The sequence below is a fragment of the Nonomuraea sp. NPDC049684 genome (genome assembly GCF_044465345.1).
Taxonomy (GTDB): domain Bacteria; phylum Actinomycetota; class Actinomycetes; order Streptosporangiales; family Streptosporangiaceae; genus Nonomuraea.
The window spans coordinates 1-1,042 of sequence record NZ_JBITLO010000042.1; the positions used below are offsets into that span (position 1 = coordinate 1).

At 57.1% G+C, this 1,042-nt stretch carries 1 rRNA gene; it reads right to left on the minus strand.

From position 1 onward, the window contains the following. Positions 1-1,042, minus strand: a 23S ribosomal RNA gene (locus tag ACIBST_RS48925); the annotation flags it as partial.

Consider the following 1,042-nt stretch of genomic DNA (forward strand, 5'->3'; position numbering starts at 1 on the left):
CCCTACATGCTTACCCCAGGAACAACCATCGCCTGGGCTGGACTACCTTCCTGCGTCACCCCATCGCTTACCTACTACCCGATCGGATCGAGCGTTCACTCTGACCCCAAGCCCGAAGGCTTTAGGCGAGCTAAGGACTCTTAGCATCACGAGGTTCGATATGGGCGCGTTAAAGCGGGTACGGGAATATCAACCCGTTGTCCATCGACTACGCCTGTCGGCCTCGCCTTAGGTCCCGACTTACCCTGGGCGGATTAGCCTGCCCCAGGAACCCTTGGTCATCCGGCGCGAGGGTTTCTCACCCTCGATTCGCTACTCATGCCTGCATTCTCACTCGCACAGCCTCCACAACTAGATCACTCTGCTGCTTCGCCGGCTGCACGACGCTCCCCTACCCATCCAGCCCCGAAAGACTGAATGCCACGACTTCGGCGGTGTGCTTGAGCCCCGCTACATTGTCGGCGCAGAATCACTTGACCAGTGAGCTATTACGCACTCTTTCAAGGGTGGCTGCTTCTAAGCCAACCTCCTGGTTGTCTCTGCGACTCCACATCCTTTCCCACTTAGCACACGCTTAGGGGCCTTAGTCGGTGATCTGGGCTGTTTCCCTCTCGACTACGAACCTTATCGCCCGCAGTCTCACTGCCACGCTCTCACTTACCGGCATTCGGAGTTTGGCTGACGTCAGTAACCTTGTCGGGCCCATCGGCCATCCAGTAGCTCTACCTCCGGCAAGAAACACGCGACGCTGCACCTAAATGCATTTCGGGGAGAACCAGCTATCACGGAGTTTGATTGGCCTTTCACCCCTACACACAGGTCATCCCCCAGGTTTTCAACCCTGGTGGGTTCGGTCCTCCACCCAGTCTTACCTGAGCTTCAACCTGCCCATGCGTAGATCACTCCGCTTCGGGTCTACAGCATGCGACTCAAACGCCCTATTCAGACTCGCTTTCGCTACGGCTCCCCCACACGGGTTAACCTCGCCACACACCATAACTCGCAGGCTCATTCTTCAAAAGGCACGCAGTCACATCACACA